Annotated in this window: 20 protein-coding genes and 1 pseudogene; 10 read left to right on the top strand and 11 right to left on the bottom strand. The window is 56.9% G+C overall.

Annotated features, from left to right (window positions below; all coding sequences use genetic code 11):
• The first annotated feature begins 6 nt into the window (after positions 1 to 6).
• The 3 genes from O77CONTIG1_RS25135 to O77CONTIG1_RS07000 all read left to right on the top strand — a co-directional run bounded on the left by O77CONTIG1_RS25135 (position 7) and on the right by O77CONTIG1_RS07000 (position 2,190).
• A complete protein-coding gene (locus O77CONTIG1_RS25135) occupies positions 7 to 228 on the top strand; it encodes a hypothetical protein (RefSeq protein ID WP_172799641.1) in 222 nt (73 codons plus the stop codon).
• 487 nt (positions 229 to 715) lie between these two features.
• Positions 716 to 1,429, top strand: coding sequence for a MotA/TolQ/ExbB proton channel family protein (locus O77CONTIG1_RS07005; RefSeq protein WP_068509227.1), 714 nt, complete (start codon positions 716 to 718; stop codon positions 1,427 to 1,429).
• 74 nt (positions 1,430 to 1,503) lie between these two features.
• Positions 1,504 to 2,190: an ExbD/TolR family protein gene (locus tag O77CONTIG1_RS07000; protein WP_068509225.1), complete on the top strand. Its 687-nt coding sequence runs from the start codon at positions 1,504 to 1,506 to the stop codon at positions 2,188 to 2,190.
• Here the strand turns inward: O77CONTIG1_RS07000 and O77CONTIG1_RS06995 are convergent.
• Both O77CONTIG1_RS06995 and O77CONTIG1_RS06990 read right to left on the bottom strand, forming a co-directional pair.
• Positions 2,187 to 4,424 carry an AAA family ATPase gene (locus O77CONTIG1_RS06995; protein WP_068509223.1) on the bottom strand — a complete coding sequence of 746 codons (2,238 nt, stop codon included), beginning with the start codon at positions 4,422 to 4,424 and terminating at the stop codon, positions 2,187 to 2,189. The two genes, O77CONTIG1_RS07000 and O77CONTIG1_RS06995, sit on opposite strands and share 4 nt — an antisense overlap.
• Positions 4,411 to 8,010: an NB-ARC domain-containing protein gene (locus O77CONTIG1_RS06990; RefSeq protein WP_068509221.1), complete on the bottom strand. Its 3,600-nt coding sequence runs from the start codon at positions 8,008 to 8,010 to the stop codon at positions 4,411 to 4,413. The genes O77CONTIG1_RS06995 and O77CONTIG1_RS06990 overlap by 14 nt, the downstream gene beginning before the upstream one ends.
• Positions 8,011 to 8,363: 353 nt before the next feature.
• Here O77CONTIG1_RS06990 and O77CONTIG1_RS06985 point away from each other — a divergent pair, with 353 nt between their 5' ends.
• The 4 genes from O77CONTIG1_RS06985 (at position 8,364) to O77CONTIG1_RS06970 (ending at position 12,055) form a co-directional block, all read left to right on the top strand.
• Positions 8,364 to 8,585, top strand: coding sequence for a DUF4278 domain-containing protein (locus O77CONTIG1_RS06985; protein ID WP_068509220.1), 222 nt, complete (start codon positions 8,364 to 8,366; stop codon positions 8,583 to 8,585).
• Positions 8,586 to 8,803: 218 nt separating this feature from the next.
• Positions 8,804 to 9,394: a GNAT family N-acetyltransferase gene (locus O77CONTIG1_RS06980; protein WP_084782299.1), complete on the top strand. Its 591-nt coding sequence runs from the start codon at positions 8,804 to 8,806 to the stop codon at positions 9,392 to 9,394.
• A gap of 187 nt (positions 9,395 to 9,581) precedes the next feature.
• The gene (locus tag O77CONTIG1_RS06975) at positions 9,582 to 9,866 is read left to right on the top strand and encodes a hypothetical protein (protein ID WP_156435015.1); all 285 of its coding nucleotides are present in this window, start codon (positions 9,582 to 9,584) and stop codon (positions 9,864 to 9,866) included.
• A 113-nt stretch (positions 9,867 to 9,979) separates the two neighbouring features.
• The gene (locus tag O77CONTIG1_RS06970; protein ID WP_068509217.1) at positions 9,980 to 12,055 is read left to right on the top strand and encodes a Calx-beta domain-containing protein; all 2,076 of its coding nucleotides are present in this window, start codon (positions 9,980 to 9,982) and stop codon (positions 12,053 to 12,055) included.
• Between the two features lie 217 nt (positions 12,056 to 12,272).
• On the opposite strand, the gene O77CONTIG1_RS06965 is transcribed toward O77CONTIG1_RS06970, so the two are convergent.
• From O77CONTIG1_RS06965 to O77CONTIG1_RS24265, 3 genes are all read right to left on the bottom strand, one after another.
• Positions 12,273 to 12,968, bottom strand: coding sequence for a Uma2 family endonuclease (locus O77CONTIG1_RS06965; protein ID WP_068509215.1), 696 nt, complete (start codon positions 12,966 to 12,968; stop codon positions 12,273 to 12,275).
• Positions 12,969 to 13,182: 214 nt separating this feature from the next.
• Positions 13,183 to 14,055: a lipid kinase gene (locus tag O77CONTIG1_RS06960; protein ID WP_068509214.1), complete on the bottom strand. Its 873-nt coding sequence runs from the start codon at positions 14,053 to 14,055 to the stop codon at positions 13,183 to 13,185.
• The gene (locus O77CONTIG1_RS24265) at positions 14,052 to 14,204 is read right to left on the bottom strand and encodes a hypothetical protein (protein ID WP_156435013.1); all 153 of its coding nucleotides are present in this window, start codon (positions 14,202 to 14,204) and stop codon (positions 14,052 to 14,054) included. The genes O77CONTIG1_RS06960 and O77CONTIG1_RS24265 overlap by 4 nt, the downstream gene beginning before the upstream one ends.
• A gap of 32 nt (positions 14,205 to 14,236) precedes the next feature.
• Between O77CONTIG1_RS24265 and O77CONTIG1_RS06955 the strand changes: the two genes are divergently transcribed.
• Entirely contained in the window at positions 14,237 to 16,678 is a 2,442-nt protein-coding gene (locus O77CONTIG1_RS06955; RefSeq protein WP_068509211.1) for a GH116 family glycosyl hydrolase, read from the top strand.
• On the opposite strand, the gene O77CONTIG1_RS06950 is transcribed toward O77CONTIG1_RS06955, so the two are convergent.
• The 3 genes from O77CONTIG1_RS06950 to O77CONTIG1_RS06940 all read right to left on the bottom strand — a co-directional run bounded on the left by O77CONTIG1_RS06950 (position 16,659) and on the right by O77CONTIG1_RS06940 (position 18,697).
• Positions 16,659 to 17,033, bottom strand: coding sequence for a rhodanese-like domain-containing protein (locus tag O77CONTIG1_RS06950; RefSeq protein ID WP_068509209.1), 375 nt, complete (start codon positions 17,031 to 17,033; stop codon positions 16,659 to 16,661). The two genes, O77CONTIG1_RS06955 and O77CONTIG1_RS06950, sit on opposite strands and share 20 nt — an antisense overlap.
• 219 nt (positions 17,034 to 17,252) lie before the next feature.
• Entirely contained in the window at positions 17,253 to 18,080 is an 828-nt protein-coding gene (locus tag O77CONTIG1_RS06945) for a PD-(D/E)XK nuclease family protein (RefSeq protein ID WP_197673340.1), read from the bottom strand.
• Between the two features lie 29 nt (positions 18,081 to 18,109).
• Positions 18,110 to 18,697: a PAP/fibrillin family protein gene (locus tag O77CONTIG1_RS06940; RefSeq protein ID WP_068509206.1), complete on the bottom strand. Its 588-nt coding sequence runs from the start codon at positions 18,695 to 18,697 to the stop codon at positions 18,110 to 18,112.
• 160 nt (positions 18,698 to 18,857) lie between these two features.
• On the opposite strand from O77CONTIG1_RS06940, the gene O77CONTIG1_RS06935 reads away from it, so the two are divergent.
• Both O77CONTIG1_RS06935 and O77CONTIG1_RS06930 read left to right on the top strand, forming a co-directional pair.
• Positions 18,858 to 19,094: a DUF3134 domain-containing protein gene (locus O77CONTIG1_RS06935; protein WP_068509204.1), complete on the top strand. Its 237-nt coding sequence runs from the start codon at positions 18,858 to 18,860 to the stop codon at positions 19,092 to 19,094.
• A gap of 539 nt (positions 19,095 to 19,633) precedes the next feature.
• Complete coding sequence (locus O77CONTIG1_RS06930; RefSeq protein WP_068509203.1) at positions 19,634 to 21,049, top strand: IctB family putative bicarbonate transporter; 1,416 nt, start codon at positions 19,634 to 19,636, stop codon at positions 21,047 to 21,049.
• A gap of 129 nt (positions 21,050 to 21,178) precedes the next feature.
• On the opposite strand, the pseudogene O77CONTIG1_RS26030 reads toward O77CONTIG1_RS06930, so the two are convergent.
• From O77CONTIG1_RS26030 to O77CONTIG1_RS06920, 3 genes and pseudogenes are all read right to left on the bottom strand, one after another.
• Positions 21,179 to 21,325, bottom strand: a pseudogene (locus O77CONTIG1_RS26030) (ISKra4 family transposase); the annotation flags it as partial.
• 98 nt (positions 21,326 to 21,423) lie between these two features.
• A complete protein-coding gene (sufU, locus tag O77CONTIG1_RS06925) occupies positions 21,424 to 21,909 on the bottom strand; it encodes a Fe-S cluster assembly sulfur transfer protein SufU (RefSeq protein WP_068509201.1) in 486 nt (161 codons plus the stop codon).
• Positions 21,910 to 22,036: 127 nt separating this feature from the next.
• Positions 22,037 to 22,834: an HAD family hydrolase gene (locus O77CONTIG1_RS06920; RefSeq protein ID WP_084782296.1), complete on the bottom strand. Its 798-nt coding sequence runs from the start codon at positions 22,832 to 22,834 to the stop codon at positions 22,037 to 22,039.
• Between the last annotated feature and the right edge of the window lie 154 nt (positions 22,835 to 22,988).

Below are 22,988 nucleotides of genomic sequence, written 5' to 3'. Positions count from 1 at the left end.
GAGGGTGTGCCAGAGGGTGTGCCAGAGGGTGTGCCAGAGGGTGTGCCAGAGGGTGTGTTTGATGGGACGATCGCGCCAAGAGTGGCTGGCGTGTTAAAGGCTGAGACAGGAGAGGCTGGGACGGTAGATGAGCAGGATGAAGTCGTTTCGCTCGATGCATCGCGGTTTTCCACAGGATTCAGTAGTGGTGATTTCAGCAGTGGCGATTTCAGTAGTGGCGATTTTTAGTAGTGGTGATTTGTATGGGAGCAAGTCTAGTAAGCAAATGACCGTTTCACATCTGGCAATGGTCGAGGGGAGATGCTGAAGGGGGGATGGTCAAGTGAACGGTCAAATCATACAAGTAATAGTCAAGTCATGATTCTCAAATTCAGTCAGGCTCCACCCACGCCCAGAGTTTTCTCCAGAGTGCCCAGCTTTGTCCAAAATCTTAAAGGGTCTATCTAACCCAGAACTCAGTCCCCCTGCGTTACGTCTTGCAGTAGGGAGGGGCTAAGGAGGATTTGGGAAGCCCTGTTTGACGGATATCAGATCCAGAAAATCAATGGAAAATCAATCCTTCCAGCGCTTTTCAGCAGATCTCGCGGAACCAGATTGGGAAAGGTTGCTGAAAATTCTCTAAAATTGAAACGGCCTGGAGCGGATACCGGATTTTAAGCCAGAACCCCTCCCAGTTCGCGCACCCACCAGTCATGGATGGAGGACAAAAAATACTGTGAATATTGGTGAGCTTTTTTCTAAGGGCGGCTTTGTGATGTGGCCGCTGCTGCTGCTCTCGATCCTGTCGCTAACGGTGGTGATCGAGCGCGTCCTCTTTTGGTGGAAAATTTTGACCCGTGAACGAGAAACTGCCGGACGGGTGCTAGAAGCAGCCCAGCGCGATTGGCGATCGGCGGGAGATTTGGCTCGCAGTGCCATCGATCAGCCAATTGGACGCTTTTTGAATGCGGGTCTAGAGCTAAAAGACCAGGAACCGGACGTGGTGCAGTTGGCGATGGAAGCCAGCGCTCAGGAAGAACTCGCCGCCATGCACAAGGGCGACAAGATTTTGGAAGCCGTGATTGCGATCGCCCCGCTGCTGGGCCTGCTGGGAACGGTGCTGGGGTTGATTAATTCTCTCGGCTCGATTCGGCTGGGCGATCTGGGCACGACGGCGACAGAAAACGTGACGCTGGGCATTTCTGAAGCGCTGATTACTACCGCCACTGGGCTAATTATCGCGATTGTGTCGCTGGCGTTTTATCGCGTGTTTCAGGGGCTGATTGCTCAACAAGCCAAGATTTTCCAGAAAGCAGGCAATGAACTAGAACTGCTCTATCGCAAGACTTGGAGCGGGCAGAATGCCGGACATCTCGCCAAACGAGCCAACTCTAGCGCGATCGCCCCAGACCCTTCGGGCACCAGCGCCGAAGCCGCAGAGCCGTCCTGAGGGTTTTAGCCCGCCCGCTTCAGCACAGGGGCCGTCTCACCCCATCTCCCTAACGTTTCTCCAAACCGCTGGCTATGAAAATCCTCAACCCCGGATCGCAGCAAGACGACGTGCGGATCGAGCTAATTCCGCTAATCGACGTGATCTTTTGCATCCTGACTTTCTTTATCCTGGCAGCGGTGTCGCTGACGCGCCAGTTTGCAATCAACACCGATTTGCCCAGCGCCTCTACAGGCGTGGCCCAAATGCGACAAACCAAAATTGTGACGATCGATCCGGTCGGTACGCTGTATTGGGATGAAGACCCCGTAGATGAGTCGCGCTTGGTGCAGTTGGTGCAGCAGTTTCAGCAAGAGTCGCCTGATGGAACGATCGTGCTAAATGCGCCGCCCTACGCCAGCTATGACAGCGTGGTGCGGGTGTTGGACTTGCTGCGGGCTGTGGGGGGCGATCGCGTTGCGTTAGCCGTTACACCCACAACTCAAAATCCAACTGAGCAAATTGCACCCGGTCAGCCTGGCTTCTCAACGCCCGGTGGAGCGCCGGGATTGAATAATCCCGGTCTGGGCAATCCCGGTCTGGGCAATCCGGCAACGCCGCTCGATCCCTTTGGCTTGCCGACTGTGCCGGGCGATCCACTCGGAACGCCTTCTGCGCCGCTGCCTCGCAGCAATGGTGGCAGTCCTGCACAGCCGGGCAGCGCTGGCGCAGGTCAGTCGTCCCCCGGTGCTCCAGCGCTACCGCCTGCGGGCCAGCCCTAGAGACTTGGTGAGAGCTTGGGGTGGGCTTTGACAAAGGGCGATCGCCCCTGCCACTGCACCGTCTGGTGGCTCAAGCATTGGCGCAATAGCATTTGAATCTGGTTCAGATCCGCATCCGAGAGGAATTCGCGGATCTGTTCCGCATAGGTGGGTTTGGCACTGGCAGATGCAAACCAGCGGTCAATCAGCGCGGGTGAAATCAGCAGTTCCGTTTGCGTGTGTTCCAGCGCAATCTCTGCGGTGAACCCTGCTTGATCAAATAGCGTTTCCAGGTCTTGTACATCCCAGGTCATGCTCCAGACCGCGGCGCTTTCGTAAAGCTGTTCCTCCGCTTTGCGCCAGCGGTTCAGTAGCCTGGATGGAATGCGGTCTGAGGGAATGAGCTGGTGCAGGCGCTGCGTATGACGAGGCATTGTCTCTGCCAGGAGCAGATACCCTTCAGGTTGCAGCAGCAATTTCCAGGCTTGGAGCCATGTGTCGGGAGGGGCGATCGCATTCAAAAACACATTCCGACCCATGAGCCGATCAAATCGCAAGTTTGGGTACTCGGCACTCAGTACAGCGGGTAAATTGGCGATCGCGCTGTGTAGCACCACGGGACGCAACAGTTCCGGCAGCGCAGCCGCCTGTTCTCGCAGCGCTTCAGCATCCTGGGGTTGGGGCGCACAGGCATAGACCCCGCCTTCGGGCACGCGCCGCACGGCTTCCCAGGTCAACAAGCCGCTGCCCGCATTTAGGTCGAGAATCAGGTGGTGGCGCTGGGGCGGAGCCAGGGCAAAGAGGCGATCGCGCATCTGGGCCAGCCGTTCCCCAGACTGGCTCAGCGTCCGTTGCAGCCAGCGATCCACCCCCGCATCGGCCGGGCTAAAGGTTAGCACTTCCAGCAGCGCCACGCCCACGCCCTCCAGCAGCGCCGCCAGTTGCGCCTCGCGTCGTCGCGCTACCGCCTGCTGAATTTGCCCCTCATAGCCCTGATCCGACGGCTGATAAAACACCTGCCCCTGCAAGCTGCCCGGAAGATACTGCTGCGCTACCCAGTGTTCGCGATAAGAATGGGGATAAAGATAACCTTTGCCGTGCCCAAATCCATCCTGATCTCGATTAGCATCACGCAGATGGGTGGGCACTTCGGCTTCGCGTTCGGCTTCGACGGACGACAGCGCATCAAAGAAAGCCATCACGCTGTTCGACTTGGGACAAGTCGCCAGATACAGCGCCGCCTGCGCCAGCGGATAGCGCCCTTCCGGCATTCCCACGCGGTCAAAGGCTTCGGCGCAAGCGTAGACAACCACCACTGCGTTTGGGTCGGCCATGCCCACATCTTCCCCCGCTAGGATCAGCATCCGCCGAAAGATAAAGCGCGGATCTTCGCCTGCGTAGACCATGCGGGCCAGCCAGTAGAGTGCCGCGTCCGGGTCGGAACCGCGCAGGCTTTTGATAAAGGCACTGATGGTGTCGAAGTGGGCATCGCCTTCCTTATCGTATAAAACCGCCCGTTTTTGAATAGATTCTTCGGCGACTTCCAGGGTGATATGAATCGTTCCGTCTGCATTCGGAGGTGTGGTTTCGACGGCGAGTTCCAGCGCGTTCAGCAGCGTGCGGGCATCGCCATTCGCCACATTGACTAAGTGCGTGCGAGCATCTGGATCGATTTGGATTTTGAGCTTTCCATAGCCGCGATCGCCATCCTGCAACGCCTGATCGATGACTCGTTCTAGATCCCGTTCCGTCAGCGGCTTAAGCTGAAACACTCGCGAACGGCTGACCAGCGCCTTATTTACCTCAAAGTAAGGATTTTCAGTTGTTGCGCCGATCAGAATCACCGTGCCGTTTTCCACCCAGGGCAGCAGCGCATCTTGCTGAGACTTGTTGAACCGATGCACCTCATCCACAAACAGAATCGTGCGCTGTCCATACATACCACGGGTTTCCTGGGCAAGGGCGATCGCCTCTCGAATCTCCTTCACCCCCGCTAGCACTGCATTAATCGACAGAAAGCGGGCGCGGGTCGTGTTGGCAATCACCATCGCCAGCGTCGTTTTACCGGTTCCCGGCGGGCCATAAAAAATCAGCGATGAGAGTTGATCTGCCTGAATGGCGCGGCGCAGCAGTCGCCCTTCGCCCAGGATATGCTCCTGCCCGATGTATTCTGCTAGGGTGCGCGGCCGCATCCGAGCTGCTAGGGGCGCTTCGGCGGCGGTGAGTTGCTGTCGGTGCTGGTCAAACAGATCCATTTTCTACTGCGCCGAGGGCGATTAGTGCGGCTTTTTGTGGCTCCGTCAGCCCCATCACGCCGGTAATGTTCATGCCTTCGTAGGGGCGATCGCTCCTCAACACTTGCACACATTCGCCCGTTTTGGCATCCCACAGGCGCACGGTTTCATCGGCGCTGCTGCTAGCCAGCAGGCTTCCATCGGGGCTAAAGCGTGCTGACCAAACTTCGCCTGTATGTCCTTTCAGCGTGTTCAATAATGTTCCAGTTTGCGTATCCCATAGCTTCAGAGTGCCATCCGTACTGCTGCTTACCAGCGTTCTGCAATCAGGACTAAAGCTGACCTCCCACGTCCAGCTATCATGTCCGGCTAATGTCATTTTCAATTCACCCGTTTGGGCACACCATACTTTCACTGTGCAGTCGGCGCTGCCGCTCGCAATCTGCAATCCATCCGGGCTGAACTTGACCGATCGCACCCAGGCTGTGTGTCCTTCTAGGGCTTTCAGCAATTTGCCCGATGCCACATCCCACAGCTTGACCAGGCAATTGGCACTGCCCGTTGCAATCTGGCGACCGTCGGGGCTAAAGGTGACTGCCCAAACCCATCCTTTCGTTTCTGTCAGTGTATGGAGCAAGCGACCGCTTTCCAAATCCCACAGCCGGATTGTGTTGTCGGCTCCAGCACTGGCACACCAATTCAACTGTGGCGCAACGCTAATCGACCAGATCGTGTCAGTATGTCCATGCAGCGTTTTCATCAGTTGTCCTGTTTGCGCGTTCCACAGCCGAATCGTATGGTCAGACCCGGCGCTAATCACCCGTTCCTGTCCGTCGGGTGCAGTGTAACAGCGAACTGTATGAATGGAATCGGTATGCCCCGTCAGCGTTTTTAGAAGGGTGCCCGTCGGTACGTGCCAGAGCCGAACCGCGTCGTCTGCAATGGTTCCACTCGCCAGGGTCTGCCCGTCATCGCTAAAGTCGAGCGATCGCACGCCGTTGGTATAGCCCTGGATGGTCTTGAGCAACTGCCCCGATGCCGCATCCCATAGCTTCATGGTGCAGTCGGCGCTGCCGCTGGCCAGCAGGCTTTGTGAGTCAAAGGGCAAATGCTCGACGGACGGGCTAAATCGCACCGACCAAACGCGATTGGTGTGTCCTGTCAACACCCGCATCAGTTGCCCCGTTTCCACATCCCACAGGCGCACCGTTTGGTCGGAACTGCCGCTGGCCAACAGGCGACCATCGGCGCTAAAGCTGGCCGACCAGATGATGCTGCTGTGCCCCGCCAGCGTCCGCAAAAGCTGACCCGTTGCCACGTCCCACAGCTTAATCGTGCAGTCTTCGCTGGTGCTGGCCAGCAGGCGGCCGTCTGGGCTAAACTGCACCGACCAGATGCGATCGCCATGCCCTTCCAGCGTTTGCAGCAGTTGTCCCGATGCCGCATCCCAGAGTTTGACAGTAGCATCAGCGCTGCCGCTAGCCAGCAGTGGGGGGCCCGCAATCGGGCTAAAGCACACGCCCCACACCCAGTCGGTATGTCCATCCAGCACACGAAGCAATTGCGCCGTTTGCACGTCCCACAGGCGAATCGTGCCGTCTAGACTGGCGCTGGCTAGCAGGGACTGATCGGCGCTAAAACGTACTGAGCAAACACCGTTCGTGTGCCCGGTCAACGTCGCGGCGATCGCCCCAGAGTCCAAATCCCACAGCTTGATGGTGCTGTCGGCACTGGCGCTGGCTAGCCAGCATCCATCCGGGCTAAAGCTGACCGACAGAATCCGATTCGCGTGGCCGGTCAGCGCCAAGAGCGGTTGCGTTTCGCCTGTGCGCCAGATGTGAATCTCGCCCGTGCTTTCTCCTGTGGCAAGCAGCGTTCCATCAGGACTGAAAGCAACAGCAAAAATAGAAGTCAACGTGTGGGTAAAAACAGGGTCAATAAACTGCGCTTGGGTGAAGTTAACTTTGTGCAGATTGCGCTTTTGCAAATGGGCGTGGCGCAGCGTCAAGCCAGAAAAATCATATCCCGTCAAATCCAGGTCATATTGACCCATGAGATTGAGTAAGTTACCTGCGCTATAGCAGTTGGGATAGCAGCATCCTTGCCGGACTTGCTTCAGAATTTTGCAGAACTGATCTCGCAGTAAGTCGGGCTGGCTGAACGCTGTCTGGAGGTGATTGAGCACAGGTTGCAGAATGATGCGAACCTGGCTTTCGTGAATGTAGTCACGAATAGAGTTTTTCGCCAGCGCGAATCGAGCAAAGAAGTTCAATCGGCACGTAACTAGTTCCGTCGAAACCTGATGGATGAACTGAGACGTAACATATTCCATGACTACAGGCTGCTGTGTATAGCGTCCCTGATTTTTTTCGATGAGCGATCGCCAGCTCAGCGACTCCAGCGACTCCAGCAGGCTCGCCCGCGACACAGGCGGCACCAGGTCTTCCATTAGTTCATCCAGCGACACCCACTCGCGGTTAATCGCCAGCCAGTACATAACTGCTTGCTCTAGGTAAGATAACCGTTCAAACTGTTGCTCTAGAAGCCGACGAATGCCGTTAAAAACCTTGACTTCCTCGCGCCAGAATGCTGAAATGCTGCCGTCAAACAGGCTTTGGATTGAGGAGGAAATTAGCTTAACTGCTAGTGGGCTGCAATTGTAAAACTCGCAAAGCTGACGTTTCTCATCCTCAGTGCCGATCAGGGCGCGAGATTCTAGCAGCGCCAGCGCCATTTCTGCTGACCCCTTCAGCGGCAGCAGGCGCACTGGCCCGTCCAACGTTTCCAGCATACCTACCTCTGCTGGGATTTCTCGCGTGGTCAGCAGCACACAACTCTGGTGCGATGTTTCGCCCAGCAGCCGGAATAGATCGCCATAGTTTTCATAATCTGGCTGGTAATATCCGGCGCGATCGCCCGCCTGCATGATCGTTTCCACATTGTCCAGAATCAGCAAACAGCGATGAGTGCGGAGCCAATGGAGCAATCTTTCTGGCTTTGCCTGGGTGTCTTGCTGCTGCGACAGGAAAGGCACCAATTCAGCCAGCAGCAACTCCAGTGGCGGGGCATTGCGGAGCGATCGCCAGATAATCAGGTCAAACTCGTCTTGCAGGATTTGGGTAATCTTCGCCGCCAGGGAGCTTTTGCCAATGCCGCCCATGCCCACCAGCGCAACCAGCCGACAGCGATCGCCCCGAATCCAGCCTGTCAGCGTGTCTAGCTCATCGGTGCGTCCATAGAAGGTGGACACGTCAATGATTTCACCCCAGTCGGCTTTGGGTGGGTTCGGCGGGGAAAAGGAGGAGAGCAAGTCCTGAAGTGGCTGATTGGGGGGCGTTTTCGCCTCTTGCGCGAAGCGGGTAAGGATAGCTCTGGCGTTAGTTTTGTTGAGCTTGCGGCCGTAAGTATCGCTTAGCAGCTTCCAAAACTTGGGGCCAATGTCGCGCTGCAAGTAGTTGAGGGAATAGCCTGATGCTGCGGAAATTTCGTCGTAGGTCAAGCTTTCCCAGGCTCCCCGCAATAGCTCGATTTCTAGCTCTGTTAGGCAGCGGTGGTGGCTGGACAGCAAGGTGGCGTTGATGCTGGGGATGACCTGCTCAAGCTCCATGGAACTGATATTTCAGGAACGATACCCGGTGCTATTTTCTATCACAACTAATTGATTTTAGCGGGGATTGCCCTCCAGTGGGAGGCTTTTGGGGCACAGCAGGATGTCCTGCACCATACTTTTGGGTTTGGGAACTCCATACCTGAGTCCATACTTTTCTGTAAAGACAGGCTCAAAACTTACCCCTATCGTTAGAGACATCAGAGGCAATTTTCACAGGAACGGCTTCATAGAACTGGCTCTAAAAAGCTAATTCTACAGCTCCAAATCACTGGGAATATTCTTCTGATAATCGACCGTGACTCGCTGCAATTTTGACCCTGTAATCTTGAATCTTCAGGAGATTTTCTATCATGCAACTGATCTATCGTGGACTATCTTATAGCCAGATTGATGTCCCACTTTCTAGCGTGGCAAGTGCAAGCAGCACCGAGATGAAATTGGCTCGATATCGAGGAATTTCCTACGCTATTCCAGTGGCTCATGCGGTCGAACTAGCACCGGAATATTCCCAGCCTGTGGTTCTTCGATTTTTGGGAAATTCTTATATCCAGCAGTTTTCAACTGTTTTGTAAAACCTGCATAGTTCTCACATGGTTTCTGCATAGTTTCTGCATAATTTCGCATTGAGCTTTAATCAGCTCACACCATTTATGAATGCCAAATTTCTGGCAATTGTTCAACTTCAAAAAGCTTGTGAACGTTTCTGCTTGATGGTTGGGAACGTTCACAAGCCGCCCACCGCGACTTCATACTCACCATCAATCCTAAATACTTAACCATAGAAACAATCATGATTACTCAGCCCAAATCAAATTCCTTTCGGGCGATCGCTCCCTCAGAGATTTCCTCCTACTTTCCCGCTCAGCAGCCCGCCCGCCCAGCAGCCAGCGCAGTCACGATTCGCCACGCCCAGATAGAAGACGTGAGTGAGCTACACCAGCTCCTGACCCTTCCTGAAATTGTGGCTCATACCAACGAACTGCCCTACGTGACGAGCGATGCCATGTATCAACGGGTGATGCACCCAGCAGAGGGGCACTCTACCCTGGTTGCCATTAGCAATTTTTGCGTGGCGGGCACGCTGGGGCTGGATGTCAGCCCGCATCCGCGTCTGCGCCATGTAGGACATCTGGGCGCGGTGGCTGTGCATCCCAACTTTCAAGGACAGGGCATTGGCACAGCGTTAATGCAGGCGACGGTTGATCTGGCAGACCAGGTGCTAAACCTGCATCGGCTGGAGCTGGTCGTCTATACCGACAATGAAGCGGCGATCGCCCTCTACAAAAAGTTTGGTTTCGTGCCGGAGGGCGTGATGAAGGACTACGGCTTTCGGGCGGGCCGATATGCCGACGTGCTGATGATGGCCCGATTGACTACCTAAGACAAGTCGGCGGGGGCAGCAATGCGTCTGCTCCGGCTGAATCTAAAATTTGCAACATTCCGCGCAGCCAGGATTTCGCGCCAGCACTCAGCAGGCGCACAGAGGATCATTGTCTTTTTTTGCCGCTACACAACGATATGTGCTGCCTGTTTTATCCCTATTTCACCTTCAGAAGGAGGCTTTCACTATGAAACTCTACATGGTCAATCTCAAGTCTCAGTCCGCCATGCTGCACGCAGTCAAGAATGCTAAAGGGAAAGGCTCTATGAAAGGAATGATGAATTCAGCCTGGAACGCTCTTGTTCAGCTACTCAAAGGATCAAATGAACTGAGGGTGCGCCACGTCAAGCTCAAGTGTGGTGATGAATATTGGGAAGTTTATGATCCTGCCACTCGGAACTGGTACTGCTTCAAAACAGAAGACGGCTTGTATGCCTGGCTCGATCGGCACCATCAGTCGCTAGATCGGTAAACCACAGGGCTGCACGAATCGGAAACAGATGAATCGATGCAGCCCAGTATCCTATTTTTTCAAATTTTTACCGTTTTTACCGCATTTGACCTGCGTTTTTAGGAGTAAGCAGTATGTCAGTGATCAAAGCTGGAGAAGAGTTACGCATTGCGCCAAACTCGGTCAGCAACCAGTTTTCACCAGTTGTAGATGTTGACCGTGACGGCAACTTTACGATCGCTTGGGAAGAATTCTTGAACAATCGTAAAAGTGTTCATGCCCGTCGATTTCAGAAGGATGGCACACCGTTGGGCAACCCGCTTTCTGTATTTGATTATGCCGAGCAGCCTGCAATTGTCCTCAGACCCGATGGACAGATTGCGATCGCCCAAACCTTCCAAAATCAAAAGACCAATAGTGCGGATATTTTGGTGTCTCAGATTGGGGTAGCTGGTGAACGCCCGCCCGGCTTCTTTGCTGTAGAACGCTCCGGCACACAAGATGATGCGGCGATCGCCATCCGACCCGACAGCAGCTACGTCGTCGCCTGGGTTAGCAACGGTCAGGATGGCAGTGGAACTGGGATCTATGCCCGCCTGTTTAACGCTGACGGAACGCCTGCCCGCACTGAATTTCTGGTGAATGTCACGACGCAAAAGGATCAGTTCAATCCAGCGATCGCTGTGGACAAAGCAGGCAATTTTGTAATCACCTGGTCTAGCTTTGAGCAAGACGGCAGCAACTATGGCGTATATGCCCGTCGGTTTAATGCAGCAGGGCAGGCGCTCAGTGCAGAAATTCCAGTCAACCAAACGACTGTAGGACAGCAAGATCAAGCAACCATCAGTATGGATGCGGCGGGTAACTTCGTCGTCGTGTGGGATTGCGGGGTCAAAGGCATCGTGGCGCGGCGGTTCAACGCAGCGGGTCGCCCACTCAGCGACGAAATTTCAGTCAGCTCCACCCCGCAAGCTAACCTGCCCAGCCTAGATATGGATGCAGCCGGAAACTTTGTGGTGACCTGGCTAGAAGGAGACGATGAATCGACGGCTGAGATTTACGTTCGCCGCTTTAGTGCCGACGGCACGCCCCTCAGCGACGTTCTCCTGGTCAATTCCACCACTGAGGGGAATCAATCCTTCCCCACGGTTGCCATGCAGCCGGATGGCGATTTTGTCGTCACCTGGCAGGGCGAGTCGAAAGATACGAACAAGTACAACATCTATGCTCAGCGGTTTGAGGTGGCGGCGGAGGTGTCTTTTGGTCAGCCGATTTACACAATTGGGGAAGATGGTGCTCCGGTGGGCGCAGAAGTCACTATCACCCGCACGGGCAACTTGCAGGTTGCCTCTAGCGTGGTGCTGGAGGTGGCGGGCGGCACAGCAACCAACGGACAGGACTACAGGCTGCCCAATGCTGAGTTTGTCAACTTTCGCCCCGGCGAATCTCACAAAACGATTCAGATTCCAATTGTGCAAGACGGGCTGGTGGAAGGTGATGAAACGCTGGAACTGCGATTGGTGGAGGTGGCTGGCGGTCGCAGCCTCCTGCGCGGCAACACGCAAACAACGGTGACGATTCTCGATGACGACCAGCCAATGGGCGGCGAACCGGGGAATCCGCCAGGCGGCACCCCACCGGGTGGCGATCGCCCCAACACCCGGCCGCCCGGTGGCAACCGCCCCGTCCCCCAGCCGGGATTGCCGTCGGTCGATGATCCGTCTCTGCCACCCGTGCCAGGCCTGCGAACCCTGCGCGGCAGCAACCGCAAAGATACGCTCACCGGAACGAATGCAGGCGAGATGCTGGTGGGGCTGCGAGGCAATGACCGCATCAATGCACGCGGCGGGCACGACATTCTAATCGGTGTGAATCCCAACACCCGCACGCCAGGACGTAATGAAATCGACCAACTCACGGGCGGTGGCGGACGCGATCTGTTCGTGCTGGGCGATCGCCAACGGGTCTATTACAACGACGGCAATCGCAGCCGCGCCGGACTCCAGGACTACGCGCTGATCAAAGACTTTAACCGCAAGCAAGACGCCATCCAACTCCACGGCAAAGCGTCGGACTATCGCCTGGGCGCATCGCCCACGGGCAAGGGCACGGCGATCTTTTTGGAAACGGGCAAAACCGATGAGCTAATCGCCGTCGTGCAGGGCGGCAGCAGGCTCAACCTCAACAGCAGCTCGTTTCAGTTTGTATAGCGGCATCCGGTCGGACAGTCCTTTCCCTCATCCCCAGCCTCTTCTCCCAAATGGGGCGAAGGGGAGCCAGAGACGGGCACTGGGCTAGAAGCCCCTCTCCCGCGCTGGGAGAGGGGTTGGGGTTGTGGGTGTGGTCGTCATGGTCAACCTTGCCTCCGGGTGTAGTTGAGCCATCCCCACCCAACCCGCGCCTCTTGTACATCAGCCATCAGTCTTGTCATTCTTTTGCTTGTTCTTCACTCGCTTGGCTTGCCTGCTGCGGTTGGCTATGAAACACCTGGAGCAGCCAGCGGTTAATCTCGCCGTCTTCTTCCGTCTGGCTGCGCTGGAGGACTTCTTCCACAAGGGCGATCGCCAGTCCTGGCAGCACCTCCGACTCGCGGATTTGCCGACTGCCCCCATCCGCCACTGCAAAGGCGATCACCTCACCCTGCTCCACATCCACCACCCAGTATTCCTGCACCCCCAGCCGCTCGTAGAGCAGGCGCTTGCGTCCGAGGTCATCGCTGAGGGTTGTAGAGGCCACTTCAATCACCAACTGCGGCGCGCCAAACTCGTTGACATCAATGGGCTGAGAAGATTTGGGTGGAATGCGGAACGCGGCACCAATGTAATACGCCAGGTCAGGCTGACACTCGCGCACGCCTGGTTTGCGAAAACTGCCATTGGTCAAACCGACAATCCGAATATTTTTGACCGTGCCGTAGAGACTGACCGTTTGGGCCAGCAGGCTATTATCTCGTCCGTGTCCAGCCCCAATCGGCATCGTCTCAATCCTCATCGAGTCAGCGTCGTAATAGAACCGGGCTTGTTCTAGTTCAGGGCGATCGCCCAGCGCCAGAAACGTCTCCCAACTCGCTTTGACCCACGCATCGGTGACCAGGTTTTGCGGTGCGGGTAAGGTATTCACCATTGGCTAAGGCTCCTTTGCAGGGCAACGTTGACCCATGCCAGTCTACCCCTCGACTGCGATGATCTCAGTGTACTCATACTCGTTGGGGCTGCGGCAGGGAGATTAGGATGCTGGTGGTGAATTCATTGCGAATCTGGGCACTACTCTTGCAAAGGCTTGATCGCAACGAGAAGGGATTTGTCAGTTAATCTGCCTCTCACTCTTGAAGCAGTCCCTAATCTGCCACCAGAACGGTGAGTGCTTGGGGGATGACACGAAAGGTGGCGGGGGTTGCTGTGGTGATCTCGCCATCAGTGTTAATCGCGTGGGGTTCGCGGGTGTAAATTTCAATTTCCTGACCATGCAAACCGCGCACCCAGGGAAGGCTGGTCTGCTGGCCCCGGCGCATCTTCCAGAGCAGGGGAATGAACTGCCACAGGTGCTTCACCTCCAGGCTGTAGAGGTCGAGTCGCTGGTCATCGATCGCCGCATCCTCAGCGATCGCCATCCCTCCGCCGTAGTAGCGACCATTGCCGACTGCGATTTGGAGCGTTTTGACGGCGATTGTCTCCCCATCCACCCGGATCTCGGCTCGGAAGGGGTGCAGTTGGGTGAGGGCTTGAACAGCGGAAATGGCATAGGCCAATATGCCCCAGCGCTGCTTCATGCCCTGGGAGAGGCGACGGGTAATTTTGACGCTGAGGCCAAGGCTGGCAACATTGAAGAAATACTTGCCATTGACCCAACCAAGGTCGATAGAGCGACGCTTGCCCTGGGCGATCGCGCGACAGGCATCTGGGACACTTTGCGGTAGTCCGAGGGTACGCGCCAGGTCATTCGCCGTACCTAGCGGCAAAATTCCCAGCGGCAACTGAGTCTCCACCAACACATCAACCACTCGATTGAGGGTGCCATCGCCGCCGCCAATAATCACCAAATCCAACTCATCTCGGTGCTTGCGGATCAGATCTACGAGTTCGCCCGATCGTTTGGAGGGCACCAGCACCAACTCAAACTCTAGTTCATCCAAGATGTCAACCGCTTGAGCCAGGCGCTTCTTCCCGCTGCGGGCATTGCGATTCACAAAGATGAGGGCACGTTTGCTCATGGGAGGGCTGGAGGTTGCGGGATGCTGCTTACAGGATAGCGAAGTCGGAGCGATCGCCCAAAGGTGCAGGGACTTGCAGAATTAAGGGCGATCGCCCTGACCCCAATCGCCCTGACCCCAATCGCCCTGACCCCAATCGCCCTGACCACAATCGCCCTGACCGCAGGTGTAGAATCGGGAAATGAAAAATTTCCCCGGTTCCCCAACTATCCCCACCGCCGCCTGGACGCGCCCCATCGGGCAAGGCTGGGACAAGCCCTACACCGTCCGCTATGCCAGCAACCTGGACGACGGCCCCTGGCACGGGATGCCGCTGGGGGGCTTTGGGGCGGGTTGCATTGGGCGATCGCCCCGGGGCGACTTTAACCTGTGGCATATCGACGGCGGCGAACACTGGTTTCAATCCATGCCCGCCTGCCAGTTCAGCGTGTTCGAGCAGTCGGCCGAGGGCACCTGGGCCTATGCGCTCGTAAAGGAAGCAGATGAGCGCGGGCTATGCCCTCCGGCCGTCGCGCCGCTGCCCGAAAATCCTGGCACGTATCACGCGCTGTATCCGCGCAGTTGGTTTGCCTATGATGGCGGGCTTCAGGCAAATTTGGTCTGCGAACAGTTTTCGCCGATCTGGGCCCACAACTACCAGGAACCGAGCTATCCGGTGGCGGTGTTTGTGTGGACGGCGCACAACCCAACGGATGCGCCGATCACGCTGAGCCTAATGCTGAGTTGGGAAAACATGACGGGCTGGTTTACCAACACGCTAAAGTCGCCGGATGTGAAGGTGCGCGATGATGGCAGCCCGGTTTACGAATATCAGCCCCGCATTGGCGAGAGCGAGGGGAACTTTAACCAGTGGCGCACTGAGGGAGATGCCGCAGGCTGCGTGCTGGGGCGAAGGCTGGAAGCGCCGCCCGCCGAGGGGGAGGGTCAGTGGGCGATCGCGCTATTACGGAGCAAGATTGCTGGCCAGACCTCCCAGGCGGAAGTCTTCTATCACACCCGCTGGAATCCGACGGGCGACGGCAGCGACCTGTGGGCAACTTTTTCAAAAGACGGCTCGCTGCCCAATGTGTGCGACGAAACCCCCGCCAGAGCCGGAGAAAGAATTGCGGCGGCGATCGCCCTCCGGGTTACCCTGGCTCCGGGCGAAACGCGGGAGATGCCGATGGCGCTGGCGTGGGATTTTCCGGTGACGGAGTTTGCCGAGGGCGTAACTTATCTGCGGCGCTACACCGATTTCTTTGGCACAACGGGGCAAAACGCCTGGGCGATCGCCCGCACTGCGCTGGCACAGTATCGTACCTGGCAAGCGCAGATTCAGCAGTGGCAGCAGCCGATCCTCGACCGAGGCGACCTGCCCGACTGGTTCAAAATGGCCCTGTTTAACGAACTCTACGCCCTGACGGACGGGGCGACGCTGTGGAGTGCGGCGACGGAGCGCGATCCGGTCGGTCAGTTTGCCGTGGTGGAATGCCTGGACTACCGCTGGTACGAGAGCCTGGACGTGCGGCTATACGGCTCCTTTGCGCTGCTGATGCTGTTTCCAGAACTGGATAAAGCCGTGCTGCGAGCCTTTGCCCGCGCCATCCCCGCAGAAGACCCCACGCTTCGCAAAATCGGCTACTACGCCACTCAGGGAACGGAAAGTCCGCTGGTTCCCCGCAAGCTAGCCGGAGCCACGCCCCACGACCTCGGCGCACCCAACGAACACCCCTGGGAAAAGACCAACTACACCAGCTATCAGGATTGCAACCTCTGGAAAGACCTGGGTGCCGATTTTGTCCTCCAGGTTTATCGAGATTTTGTGCTAACGGGCAGCACCGATACGCAGTTTCTTGAAGACTGCTGGCCCGCCGTCGTGGCCACCCTGGACTACCTGAAAACCTTTGACCTAGACCACGACGGCATTCCCGAAAACTCCGGCGCACCCGACCAAACCTTCGATGACTGGCGTTTGCAGGGCATCAGCGCCTACTGCGGCGGGCTGTGGATTGCGGCACTGGAAGGGGCGATCGCCCTCGCGAAGTGCAGAGGTCAGCACTCCAACCCAAACGTTCCCCCTCCCACAGATTCCCCCGAAACCCGATGGCAAGAATGGCTCACCCAATCCCGCGCCATCTTCCACCCGACGCTGTGGAACGGGCAATATTACCAGATCGACAGCGGCAGTGGTTCGGACGTGGTAATGGCAGATCAGTTGTGTGGGCAGTTTTATGCGCGGCTGCTGGGGCTGCCGGATGTAGTGCCGGAGGACTGTGCCCGGTCGGCGCTGAAGACAGTGTATGCAGCGTGTTTCCTGAAGTTTCACGACGGCAAGTTTGGTGCAGCCAACGGGCTGCGGCCGGACGGGTCGCCCATGAACCCGAAGGATACGCACCCGCTGGAAGTGTGGACGGGTATCAACTTTGGGCTGGCGGCGTTTTTGTGGCAGACGGGATTGCGGGACGAAGCCCTGCGGCTGGCGGAAGCCGTCGTGTGTCAGATCTACGACAACGGCTTGCAGTTTCGCACACCAGAGGCGATTACGGCAGCGGGAACGTTTCGCGCCAGCCACTACCTGCGGGCAATGGCGATTTGGGGAATCTACGGCGTAATGACAGATTTTGCTACGCTGCGATCGCTCTAGCGGTTTCTACCGGAAAACCAACCGCCTTCCATGCGGGCATCCCGCCGCGCAATTCCGACACGTTGAGGAACCCAGCAGCGCGGAGCTGGGCAGCGGCAATCGCCGTTTCTTCGTCGGTATAGCCATACACGTAGAGATCGCGCTCCAACTCCAGATAAACCAGCGCCGTGTCCACCAGCTCAGCCGTGGGAATCGAGACTGCGCCTTCGATATGGGCAGCGTTAAACTCTGGGCGATCGCGCACGTCGATAATCGTCAGCGCAGGCTCGCCCCAGTCCAATCGAGCTTTCAAATCGTAGACGTTGGACTTCGGACGGAGCGGCGGCGGTGTGGGAATCAGTCCAAAAAGTCGCATAGCGCAGTGCAGTTGTGTGAGGTGAGCAGGAGGAACCAAAAGGCAGCCACAAGGAAGAACCGCAGTCAGGTGACAAACCCGCTGTTGTGCGGATTTCTCCCAAACTCCTAATTCCTAACCCCCAGCCCTTTCTATACCTGCACTGTAACAACATTGCCCAAAATTTACAAACTTTTGTATCTGAACCTTGACGAACGATCCGCCGCGTGGCACGTCTATTCAAAAATCTAGGGGGATTTCGGCGATCGCGCTCAGGTCTGGCAGGGGCAGCGACGGACTGGCGGTGGGTTGGGAATCTCCCCAACAGCGGATGCCCGGCCCACAGAGGGCGCAGTCGTTTCGCGAATCCTGCTGGCGGGGGAATGGCTCGCCCTGGTCGTAGCGCTCTAGCCAGCGGGTCAGGCGTTGCAATCGTTCGCTCAGGTCTTGACGAGTTTGCTCATGGGCCGCTCGGCTGTAGGGAAACGCCAACCGCTGCGGCTGCGGGGTCGATGCGCCCGGCGGCGTGGCCCGCACAAACCAGTAGGTCATCGTGATTTGCTCTGGCCCATAGTCGCTGGTTTCCGCCAGCACAAAGGGATAGAGCCGCGTTTGCCAGTGTTGCGCCAGCCATTGCGGCTGCTTGGGTTTGCCGTAGGTTTTCCAGTCCAGGATTTCAGCTTTGCCCGGCTGTTGCACTAGCAGGTCATACACCACCGTCAGCAGATAGCCCTGAAACAGCAGGCTGCGGCGGTGTTCGCTCTGGCGCTGCTGGTTGGGATTGGGCGCAAACACGTCTGGCGCAGCTTCTACAAATTCCCACACGCACTGCTGCAAGGCCGGATCGGCCGGAGTCAGCGCGGCAATGGGCAGCCCCAGTTCTCGCTGCTGCATCAGCAGGTGAAACTGGCTGCCCCAGTCGAGGTTTTCCTGCTGGTCGGGGCTGGGGGGCGCAGCAAGCTGATCGAGATAAACGTGCTGAAACTGGCGTGGACACAGATCCAGCAGGTTAAGCTGTCCCTGAGAAATCCGCATGACGGGCGATCGCCCCATAGTGCCTCCCTTCAATCCTGGCGACCCATCAACCTGCAAATCCCCTAAACTCGGGTCAGCACAAACACGCTGCCCTCGTTGCCGCGCCCAATCCGCAGGTCGTCATCCAGATACGTGATTTCCAGCCAGCCTTTGCGCCGGGTGGGGTCGATGCGAAAGTCGGCAGCGGCGAAGCGCTTGCCGCTCTGGATGTCCTGAATGAACTGGCTGGGGTTGCGATAGCCGATCAGCCGCTGTAGCCCAAAGATACCCCGCTCGAAGCCTACATCTACCCGGCGATCGCTCACGGGGTCAAACCGAGCGGCGACGCTGACCAAGCCCTCCAGCAGCGGCAGGCTAGTCACTTCGGCAATGTTAAACACCTGCTGCGTTTTGACACGGATGCACTGATAAATTTGCCCCAGCCTCAGGACGGGAAAGCGCCCAATGCCCAACAGTTCAGTGCTGGTGGTGTAAAGCAAGCGCCAGTTGCCGTCGAGCTTGTCTGCGGCTTCGAGCGGTCGCGGCGTGGGGTTAAATTCTTCCAGCCGCGCCACTGCCGCCAGGATCGCCAAGTTGTCTGCTTCGGATGCCAACAGGCCCCGATTTTTGCCAGCGATCGCCTGCAAGAGTTCCGCTTTGCCAAGGGTCATGGGTGCGCCTGCTAAGTAAATGCTTTGATGCTGAAAGGCTGATGGGGAAAGGGACGAGGGCGATCGCCTAAGCTATCCAAAACTCATCGTTTTAGCCAAGTTCCATCCGTCTCATCCGTGACGGATTACACTAAAGAGTATATAGAGATTTGAAAAGACAATGCGTAACCCTGCTCTGCGTGAAATTCCCCGCAACCAACCGGCCGAAGTGATTCCCCTCCAGCGCGATGCGTCTATTTTGGACTGGCTGGAAGGAACGGGGCGGCTGCTGGCTCGCGAAAGCGGCGACTTCGACTTCTCAGATGACGAAGAAGAAATCAACGAGCTGATGGCGGGCGAAGACAACAGCTACGACCTGGATGATGATGACGACGACGTGCTAGATCTGGACGACTAGTGCTTTGTCAAAGCCTGATTTTAGGGTTGACCCTCAGTTCGTAGTCGGCGCTTTAGCGCTAAAACGCTCACTACAAACCCTGATTTATAACGTTGACGCAGCACTAGGATGGCGTTTTGCGCCAGCCTGAGGGTCGTCCTTGGCAGGGTCGGCTCTACCATTGACCAGACTCGTCGCAGCTTGTCTCGTTCTGTAATGAACTAGCGGTTCACTCTGAAATGGGCTAGCGGCTTAGTATCTTAATGAACCTTACAACTTGTCGAGCGTGCAGGATTCAGCTTGTGCGCTCATTTTAGTCTGCCCAAGCGAGAAAAATTTCTTGCGATCAAAACTTTTCCTCAGGTGGCACTATAGACCTGATGCAGCATTTTTGAAGCTTTCGAAGAAGCTTTTGAAACTATGAAGCTACGCAGAAAGCTACGAAACTTTCGTCTTTGCAGGACAGCGCGATCTCACCCTGCAAAAAATGCTGTAGAGTTTGCAGAATCGTCTGTTCCTTAGAATCGTCTGTTCCTTAAATAACTCCGCCCCCACTTCCCATGAACGTTTGGAACCAACTCACGCTGACGACCACGCCCCTGCCGACTTGGATTCGCTCTAGCCTGCTACACAGTTGGGTCGGGGCGCTGCGGGGCTGGCGCAGAGGAAGCTGGCTCATGCAGTGGGCAGACCCAATCGGGGCAGTGCTGGCGGCGATTGTGTTTGGGCTGGCTCCGTTTGTGTCTACGGCGCTGATTGGCGTACTGCTGATTGCCTGCGGCGGCTACTGGCTTCTGCTCACGCTGTCAGACGATGAAGGACTGGGTTTAACGCCGATTCATCTGCTGGTGCTGCTGTATTGGCTGGTGTCGGTGGCGGCGACGGCGCTTTCGCCCGTGCGGACAGCGGCCATTTCAGGGCTGATCAAGCTGACGCTGTATATGCTGCTGTTTGCGCTGCTGGCGCGAGTGCTGCGATCGCCCCGGATTCGCGCTGGCGTAATTGCGGTTTACCTGCTGACGGCGCTGGCAGTGAGCGTGGAAGGTATTCGGCAGTGGTTCTTTGGCGCTCCTGCCCTGGCCACCTGGGTAGATGCCGGGTCCACCCTGGCAAAAACGACCCGCGTCTACAGCTACCTGGGCAACCCCAACCTGCTAGCGGCCTACATTTTGCCAGCAGTGATGCTGAGCGCGGCGGCGGTGTTTGCGTGGCGGCGATGGCTCCCCAAGGCGCTGGCGCTGCTGATGACGGGACTGAATGCCGCCTGCCTGGTGTTGACCTTTAGCCGGGGCGGCTGGATTGGCTTTGTGATGGCAGGGTTTGCGCTGGTGCTGCTGCTGGCACACTGGTTTAGCCGCCATCTGCCACCATTTTGGCGACGCTGGGCTATCCCGTTGGTGTTGGGAGTGTCGGCAGCGTTCGTCGTGCTGGCAGTGGCAGCGGTTGATCCCCTGCGCGATCGCGTCCTTAGTATGTTCATGGGGCGGCAAGACAGCAGCAACAATTTCCGGCTTAACGTGTGGGCTGCGGTACAAGACATGATCCGCGATCGCCCCATTTTGGGCATCGGCCCCGGAAACGATGCCTTCAACCAGGTCTATCCACGCTATCAGCGGGCGGGCTTTTCAGCACTCAGCGCCTATTCCATCCTGCTGGAAATTTTGGTGGAAACGGGAGTCGTTGGGTTAACCGTGTTTCTCTGGCTCCTGTTGGTCACGTTTCACCAAGCTTGGACGCAACTCCAGCGCCTCCGCGCCGCCGCAAACCCGGATGGATTTTGGCTAGTGGGGGCGATCGCCACCGTGGTCGGAATGCTCTTCCACGGACTCGTAGACACAGTATGGTATCGCCCCCAGGTCAGCACGCTCTGGTGGCTCATGCTGGCGATCGTTGCAAGTTACTACGTGCCCGCTTGGGGCTGGAAGCCAGTGGATAGCTATCAAACATCCGAAATGACGGAGGGGAACCTCGATTAATTCATAGCAGCCAGGTGTTGCACAGAACTGCCCAGCTTGCCCAAATTCTCAACCCGGTGACACCAATTGAGAATCTCCCGTCTTTGAGTCTGGTCAACTGTTCCTTCCATTTGCGGCGACTCACATTTGCGGCAACTCAAAGGTTTGACGATGCACGAGCCGTTGTTGCGTCCTGTGAGCAACCGTTACCCTAGTCAACACTTCAATGTCTTCTGCTGCCCGCTCATAGGATTCGTTGGCACTCCCCAACAAACAACACTGCTCCAAGCAAGGACTCCTGTAATACAGCAAATCCGAGGATCTTAGGCGTTAAAGGGGTGAGGCGGATGGGCGATGGCCCCCTTAGAAGATTAGCCGTCCCCTCCCCAGTTCCCTTATCCCTCGGCCTCGTTGCTGACAAATTCGGGCTGTTCGCCCTGAGCAGCTTCCAGTGCAGCTTTTAGCGTATGCCAGGAAAGGTTCGCGCACTTGATCCGCACAGGAAATTGGGCAACGCCCTGCATGACGTTGAGCTTGCGGAGATCGGTGGGAAACTCGGCCTCACCGCGCATCATGGCTTGAAACTTTTGCACCATCTCCAGCGCTTCGTCTGTGGTCTTGCCGCGCAGCGCTTCGGCCATCAGATCGGCCGAGGCCATGGAAATCGCGCAGCCTTCCCCTTCAAACTTCACGTCTGCAATCCGGGAGCCGCCCTGCGGATCGTCCTCTAGGTGTAGCGTTAGCTCGATGGTGTCGCCGCAGGATGGGTTATGCCCCTTTTGATAACGATCAATGGGATTGGTTTTACCTTTATAGCGGGGCTTTTTGTAGCGCTCCAGGATGACCTGCTGGTAGAGATCGCGCAGATTGTCGAGAGACATGGTTCGTTAGGTAAAGATACGCAGCCAAGTCGATCCTAGCGAAATTCTACGCCAATGCTGTGCCTGAAGTTCCCTGCGGTGAGAGCCTGCCCGTGAAGCACTGCCCGTGAGGGACTGGTCGAATGCTCTAGGCGACCGACATCGAGCAGTTTTCGCTCTGATAGACCAGGTAGTGAACTGCCGAAAGCAGGTCGCTGTGAAGGCGAGTGGGTTCAAACTTTTTCAGGTAGGACTGGCTGCGAATGCCGCAGGTGAGGGCAATCGTGGCGATGCCTGCGGCCTGTCCGGCGATCACGTCTGCTTCGGTGTCGCCCACCATCCAGGCCGTGGAGCCGCTGCCCATCGTGGCGATCGCCTCTGCCAGAAGCCCAGTCTTATGCTCTGCCTGGTTTGCGTAGGCCGCGCCCGCATCCTGCATTCCCCAAATGCCATTGAACAGGTCGAGCAGGCCGTGGCTTTCCAAAACTTGCGTCGCTTGGTCGCGGCAGCGCAGCGTCACCAGCACCAGTCGCGCCCCCTGTGCCCGCAGCAGCGACAGCGCCCACCGCGCCCCCGGCTGGAGGGTGTCTTTTTGCAGCAGGTCGGGACGGTTCACAATTTCCACCACGCGCTTGAGGAACACCTCAATTTGGTCACCCCGTAGCCCCGATCGCAGGGCAATTTCTACGTCGGGCACGCGGTTTTGCTTCATGTCCCAAAATTGCGCCTTGCTGAGGCGATGTACGGGCACCGAGACACCGCGAGTTTGATAGAAGGTTTGCACATCTGACAGACCCAGGAGATACGTTTCGTAGTAGCGGTCGGAAACGTCGATGATGGGGCCGTCGAAGTCGCAGAAGAGGGTAAGTCCGGAGAGCGATCGCATTGCGAAGAGTCCTTGGATGGAGGTCAAGCGCCCAGATTGGGTGACCCGTTGGGCAACCATAAGTATGAAGGAGTCTATGTTTTCTTTAACTTTTTCTTTACAGTAACAGCCAAAATTATAAGTCGTCAATCGAAGAATCCCTGAAGAGTATCAGATTTACTTATGATTTTAGTCCGCCCTGAGGATGAAACGCCCTGTCTGAGGTTCTACACTG

This window comes from Leptolyngbya sp. O-77, from assembly GCF_001548395.1.
Lineage (GTDB): Bacteria > Cyanobacteriota > Cyanobacteriia > Elainellales > Elainellaceae > Thermoleptolyngbya.
This window is presented reverse-complemented; position numbering and strand designations above follow the sequence as displayed.